The organism is Bacillus sp. 7894-2 (assembly GCF_002272225.1).
Taxonomy (GTDB): Bacteria; Bacillota; Bacilli; order Bacillales; family Cytobacillaceae; genus Cytobacillus.
This window is the reverse complement of sequence record NZ_NPDG01000059.1, coordinates 1-6,323: the sequence shown is the minus strand read 5'-3', so window position 1 is coordinate 6,323 and position 6,323 is coordinate 1. Positions and strand designations below refer to the sequence as shown.

The window sequence follows — 6,323 nt, the reverse complement described above, 5'->3', positions numbered from 1 at the left end:
AATCAACTCAGAACTCTAATTTAGTTCCTTGCCTAAAGCAACATACCTTGCGAAATCAGCCTGGTTAATTTCCCCCATTTTTGTCATTGGAGATTGATAGTCCCAGTTTCTTTAATAGCTCAATGGCTGTAGCTTTTTCTTCAGAAGTCAGCTCGTTCATAAGTGAATGTATATGTTTTTCATGGTCAGGAAAAATATTTTCGATAAATGCTTTTCCCTCATCTGTTATTTGCGCAAAGGTAACTCTTCTGTCATTTGGGCATGCGACCCTTTTTAACAGGCCTTTCTGCTCAAGCTTGTCCACTACATATGTGATGCTTCCGCTGGCCAATAGTATTTTCCCGCCGATCTGCTGCAGTGGCTGGTCACCTTTATGGTACAGCAGCTCCAAAACGGCAAATTCAGTTGGATTTACCCCGTAAGTTTGTATTCGTTTATTTACATTTTCATTTATAGCCCGGTATGCCCTGGACAGGACAATAAACAATTTCAACGATTGGTCAATTTGTTCAGACCCCATTTTATCCAATCCCTTTACCATTTAATGAGTAGCGTTTACATCAATCAATTCTCAATCATTATAGAAAACAGGAAGAAAGCTGTCAATTTAACAGATCAGGATCCTTTGCCGGCTGTAACCTCCCAATTGAAATTCAGAGACGGTATTACCTTTCCCTTTTCAGAAAAATAGCCGGCAAGCAATTCAGTCATATCGGTTAAAATTTCTTTCTCAATCGGTTTGCCCTTGAACATATAGTATCCTCCGCCGCCAGCAGCCCGGTAATTGTTCATTACTGCATGGTACTCGCCATCTTCCCTGATAGGATGTCCCTTATAAAGAAGCTTTGTGATCCGGCTGCCCTTTTGGCGTGAAACATCTATTTTATACTCAATTCCTTCCCACATATCGTAATTATAATGCTGTGGCTTCGGATATGAAAATTCAGGATTCACTATAATTTCCCCGGCACTGCTCAATTCAAAGTAAGCTGCTGAACGCTCTAAAGCATCCTTAATGTCCTTTCCCGTAATCCTTAGGACACATAGCGAATTCGGGTAAATATAATTAGAAACAATTTCTCTCATCGTTACTTTTGACTTGAAGCCAGGTGCACCCTCATGAAACAGCGCAGTACAGGAAATATCAGCACCAGATGCCTCCATCTGCACTTTATTAATGAATTCGATCAGCGGATGCTCCGCTAGGCGCGCTTTGAAAATATCATCAATCTGCATATCTCCTTCAATTTCACCTATCACAGTATCAAGCCAATTCTGGGTTTTGGATTCATAATACCCGGCAAGCTGAAGGACCTCATGATCAGGCATAATTCCATTGGGATAAATCAAGGCAGAGTTTTTTTCATCAATCAGCCAATCATTATGTTTTTTTCTGAATTTTACTGTAACCTTTGCAAGCGCCTGCCCATTAAATCCCGGCTGGACAATAGATACACCATTCACTTGCTCCCCTTCAATAAAACGGTGCTGATGCCCGGTAATCAGAACATCAATACCCGGGACATCAGTACAGATTCTGTAGGCTTCATTTTCACCTGTTTGTTCTTCCGTCAGTTCACCTGTTTTTAGATCCTTTTCAAAGCCCCCATGGTAGGAGACGATAATTAAGTCCGGCTTTTCTTCCTCCTGGATATAGGAAACCCATCTTTTCAAGCTGACCACCGCAGATTCGAATGAAAGCTGCTCAATATGCTGCCTTTTCTCCCAGTTTGGAATATACTGTGTCGTTACACCTATTACCGCAGTTTTCAATCCATTTGCAAAAGTTTTTATCTTATAAGGAAGCCCGAAATAAGTTTCTTTTGTTGAACTGAATAAGATATTAGCTGAAAGCCAGGGAAAATTGGACTCACTGACCGCTCTTGCAAGGGTGTTCTTTCCATAGTTAAATTCGTGATTTCCGATAACAGCTGCATCATATTCAAGTTTATTTAAAATCTGTATCATGGGGTTTTTTTGATTTTTCAGGTATCTGGAATAATAATAAGTCAAAGGAGTTCCCTGGATCAAATCACCATTATCAATAAGAATGGATATCTCAGATTGTTCCTTTTCTCTCTTTATTAACGCTGCAAGCTTGCCCAGACCATGCTCAGCGTTTTCATCCGTTCCATAAAAATATGGATAAACATGTCCGTGGACATCACTTGTAGCTAAAATGGTGAGTAAAACTTCCGATTTCATCAAACCCCTCCTTACATATAAAATAACATTCCTTTGAAAGAATTAAACCTCTTTTAACACATAATGGTATAATATTGTTAATGTCAGTTAGCTAAGGACAAATTAACCTAATTAATCTGGAGTTACCCTCATGAATAATCGAAAAAGAAATTTCCTGCTTTATTTATTCGCAGTAATAATACCCACTTTAACCTGCAGCATCTTTTTGTTTATGGATTCTGTTAAACAAAATGATATAGAAAGAATCGAAGAAGCAAAATGGATTGGCTCGATACACCAAAGAAGCTGGGACCAGTTTATTTCCGAGACCGTGACCACGCTTGAGATGCTTTCGCTGACTGCTGGAAGTGCTGACACACCTTCTGAAAAGCTTGAGCAACTGCTCCAAAAAGCCAATCAAATGGATCCTCGTTATGGAGGAATTTACCTACTTGATCCCAGCGGATTGGTTCTTACAGGATCAAATCAATTCTTAGCAAACTCAGATTTATCTGAGAAGAAATATCTTAAAGAGGTATTGGTAACGAAAGATATTGTTATTTCCAATACTCCAGAAACACTGACAAATGGGCAGACAGTCGTTGGGATAGGAAAGCCGGTATTGAATGAAGATGGAGATGTAATCTCTATTATTGTGGCACATATGAGAGTGGATTACGTACAAAATATTATGAGGCTCCTTACTCCTGATGCCCGACTTTCAGTTCTTAATTCTAAAAGGAAAACAATTATGGACATCAATATGAATGGAGAGTCCTCATTCTCCAGTCAAAATAGCATTACAATTCCGATTGACAGGCTGCCTTGGAGTGTAAAGGTGGAATTTCCGCCAAGAGACATGCTGAAAATTATTATGGATGCTTTCCGGGAAATCCTGGTATTAACGATAATAATCCATATTCTATTTCTCTTCATAAAATATTTAAGGCTTAAAAAACAGGCTGAAAAGGAAAAAAAGGAAAATGAATTGCAAAAACTCGAACTGGTAGGTACTCTGGCTGCCAGCACAGCCCATGAAATCAGGAACCCTTTAACAGGAATAAAAGGCCTTATACAGCTATTGAGTGAAAAATATACGAATACACATGACCAGTATTATTTTTCTGTCATAAATGATGAGATAAATAGAATTAATGAGATTGTCAGTGAATTTTTAATTCTGGGTAAACCCACTGCTCAAAAAATGGATTCTATGGATTTGAGAAGTGTTATAAAGGAATTAGAACCTTTAATATTCTCTGAAGCTAATTTACATAATGTCACATTTGAATCTATTTTTTCAGATGAACCCGTCATAGTCGATTGCACGAAAGATCAGATGAAACAGGTGATCCTGAATTTGACGAAAAACGCTTTTGAATCAATGCAGGATGGCGGAAAACTAACGATAAAGCTAAATAAGATGCAATCCAGATGTCAGCTTAAAATCGCGGATACTGGCTCCGGCATTCCAGAAGACAAAATAGAAAAAATATTTCATCCATTTTATACTTCAAAAGAAATGGGTACAGGTCTTGGGCTTGTGGTCTGCAGACGAATTGTGCATTCTTTTGGCGGTGAAATATTTATTACAAGCGAAGAAAAAAAGGGTACACATGTAGATATTTTTCTTCCTATCAAAAACCCATAAAAAGGGAAGGTGCATTAAACCAGGCACCTTCCCTTTTAGCTTAAATATATTGGAGAGTTTTCCTCAATTCGATCCTTTATCGAGTTCATCATTACTAATAGCTGAGGATTCCTGTCCTCAGGTGCGATTTTTTTATGGAGAACGGAATACAGTGTGATATCCCTTAGCCTCAGGAATAAAGGCAGCTGTTTTTCCAGGTCACAGGGAATTTCATTCTCCAGCTGATATCCATTCAAAAAGGATTCCAGGAATATCCTTCCAAAAATTTTCACTTCTGCAGGGTCCGCCTCTTTAAACTTATAAAAAATTGAATAATACAGAGGAATGGCGATATCAGACGCAAACCAATGATAACAACAGTCATCAAAATCAAACACTTGTATATCTTTTCCGTCATAAAAGAAGTTTCCGGAATGAATATCTGTATGAATAAGGCCATAGTTGTTTATATTCTTTGGCAATGCATGAAGCATATTCATTAAATCCTTCGTATTCTTAACAATTAATTGATCTTCTCCGGGTATATATTTTTCAACGGTCAACAATTCATCTTCATCCCATTGCATTCGCTGTATAATGCCAGGAGAAGGAATATATGATTTTGTGGCTGCATGCATTTTCCCCACTGCTCTTCCCCATGCATGATATAACTTCTGATTGAATTCCGGTGCAAGAACACTGATTGGTTTTCCCTCTGCTTTTGAAAACAGGCTTGCATAAAAGACAGAGGCATCACTGGCTTCCAAGGCTTCAACCATATTCCCATTTTTTGAAGGGATTACCTTTGGAACCTTCACACCTTCTGATCTTAAATAACTCATCCAGTCAACTTCAGATAAAAGCTCCTCCAGCTTGCGATGTGTCGAATGGGTAATTCTCAAAATTAACTCTTCTCCATCTTTCGAAGCTTGAAAGACAAAGTTTTCAAAGTCACCCAGCTTTTTATAATTCACGGTATTCAAAGAATATATACTTAAGAAATGATGGAGGACGTTGTCCGTCATTAAAGCATCAACTGCTTTTTCCATTAGCTCCCCTGCTCTCACATTTATTCTGAATAATGTAAATTATATAATATTTAAAAGATTTTCAAAATAGCTATTTTGATAGACTCGTGAATAAGGTACACTATATTTAGTTTCACGAAATGTTCAGAAAGAAGGAGACTTACACTATGAGTGCTATCGCTGCTACAATCAAGCCAAACTCTGATCCGCAGCAGAAAACAGCCTATCGGATATTATTCATCATCGGCCTTTGCCACCTATTGAATGATTCCATCCAATCCGTTATCCCAGCTATGTTTCCGATTTTGGAAAAGTCTATGGGGCTTACCTACTCACAGCTGGGAATGATTGCTTTTTCGTTAAATATGGTTTCTTCCATCATGCAGCCTGTCATTGGGATGGCCACTGATAAAAAACCGTTCCCTTTTGCCTTGCCAATCGGCCTTACCTCCACTTTATTTGGTGTATTAGGCCTGGCTTTTGCTCCAGATTATAAATGGATCATTCTTTCAGTTCTATTCATTGGTTTGGGTTCGGCTGTGTTCCATCCTGAAGGTTCAAGGGTAGCATATATGGCAGCAGGCCAGCGCAGGGGCCTTGCTCAATCGATTTATCAAGTTGGCGGTAACACCGGACAGGCACTTGCTCCCATCATTACAGCCCTCATTCTTGTTCCACTCGGCCAAATAGGGGCTGCCTGGTTTACCGCAGTTGCGGCAATTGCAGTTGGCCTGCTGATTTATATTGCATTCTGGTATACAGGACGTCTTCAGCAGGAACTGACCGCCACTAAACCGAGGAAAGATTCAGGTGCTCGCCAAAACAAAAGAATTTCCAGAAAGGTATGGGGAGCCCTCCTCCTGGTTCTTTTTTTGATTTTTGCCCGTTCATGGTATATCTCAGGGATGACAAATTTCTATGCTTTTTATGCCATTGAGAAATATTCTTTCTCTATAAGTCAGGCACAGCTCTTCTTATTTGCATTTTTAGTATCAGGTGCGCTGGGTACGTTTTTTGGTGGACCGCTCGCAGATCGGTTTGGAAAGAAACAGATTATTTTTCTATCAATGATCCTCACTGTTCCCCTTTCCCTCCTGATTCCTTTCGTTCCTTCCGCTATTGCATTTATCATGCTTGTGGCGGGTGGATTTATACTCATGTCAAGCTTTTCTGTGACCGTTGTATACGCACAGGAACTCGTTCCCGGGAAAATCGGCACAATGGCCGGACTTACAGTAGGGCTGGCATTTGGCATGGGGGCAATAGGCTCCGTTGCTTTGGGCTATCTGGCCGACACTCTTGGACTGGCCAATATGATAATATTTACAGGGTTTCTTCCCGTTTTGGGATTGCTGACTTTATTGCTTCCCCCGGATGAAAGGGTTTCTGAATGGCATAACTAAGAAAAGCGTAAGCGCCTTGCCCACCCCCGACAAGCACAAGACGAGCCTCCCGAAAAGGCGTTCTTTGCCTTTTTGGGG

General features: G+C 39.8%; 5 protein-coding genes. 2 read left to right on the top strand and 3 right to left on the bottom strand.

The features are described 5' to 3' along the window. Positions 1 to 64: 64 nt before the first annotated feature. Both CHI10_RS09330 and CHI10_RS09325 read right to left on the bottom strand, forming a co-directional pair. Positions 65 to 520: a MarR family winged helix-turn-helix transcriptional regulator gene (locus CHI10_RS09330; RefSeq protein ID WP_095244033.1), complete on the bottom strand. Its 456-nt coding sequence runs from the start codon at positions 518 to 520 to the stop codon at positions 65 to 67. A 95-nt stretch (positions 521 to 615) separates the two neighbouring features. Continuing rightward, positions 616 to 2,205 carry a bifunctional metallophosphatase/5'-nucleotidase gene (locus tag CHI10_RS09325; protein ID WP_095244032.1) on the bottom strand — a complete coding sequence of 530 codons (1,590 nt, stop codon included), beginning with the start codon at positions 2,203 to 2,205 and terminating at the stop codon, positions 616 to 618. A gap of 130 nt (positions 2,206 to 2,335) precedes the next feature. Here CHI10_RS09325 and CHI10_RS09320 point away from each other — a divergent pair, with 130 nt between their 5' ends. Further along, positions 2,336 to 3,835, top strand: coding sequence for a PAS domain-containing sensor histidine kinase (locus CHI10_RS09320; RefSeq protein ID WP_095244031.1), 1,500 nt, complete (start codon positions 2,336 to 2,338; stop codon positions 3,833 to 3,835). Between the two features lie 35 nt (positions 3,836 to 3,870). On the opposite strand, the gene CHI10_RS09315 is transcribed toward CHI10_RS09320, so the two are convergent. Further along, the gene (locus tag CHI10_RS09315; RefSeq protein WP_095244030.1) at positions 3,871 to 4,863 is read right to left on the bottom strand and encodes a phosphotransferase enzyme family protein; all 993 of its coding nucleotides are present in this window, start codon (positions 4,861 to 4,863) and stop codon (positions 3,871 to 3,873) included. A 146-nt stretch (positions 4,864 to 5,009) separates the two neighbouring features. Between CHI10_RS09315 and CHI10_RS09310 the strand changes: the two genes are divergently transcribed. Next, complete coding sequence (locus CHI10_RS09310; protein ID WP_095244029.1) at positions 5,010 to 6,245, top strand: MFS transporter; 1,236 nt, start codon at positions 5,010 to 5,012, stop codon at positions 6,243 to 6,245. Positions 6,246 to 6,323: the final 78 nt, after the last annotated feature.

Coding starts and splice junctions, on each gene's coding strand:
- CHI10_RS09330 (WP_095244033.1), bottom strand. CDS start 520: ATGGGGTCTGAACAAATTGACCAATCGTTGAAATTGTTTATTGTCCTG.
- CHI10_RS09325 (WP_095244032.1), bottom strand. CDS start 2,205: ATGAAATCGGAAGTTTTACTCACCATTTTAGCTACAAGTGATGTCCAC.
- CHI10_RS09320 (WP_095244031.1), top strand. CDS start 2,336: ATGAATAATCGAAAAAGAAATTTCCTGCTTTATTTATTCGCAGTAATA.
- CHI10_RS09315 (WP_095244030.1), bottom strand. CDS start 4,863: ATGGAAAAAGCAGTTGATGCTTTAATGACGGACAACGTCCTCCATCAT.
- CHI10_RS09310 (WP_095244029.1), top strand. CDS start 5,010: ATGAGTGCTATCGCTGCTACAATCAAGCCAAACTCTGATCCGCAGCAG.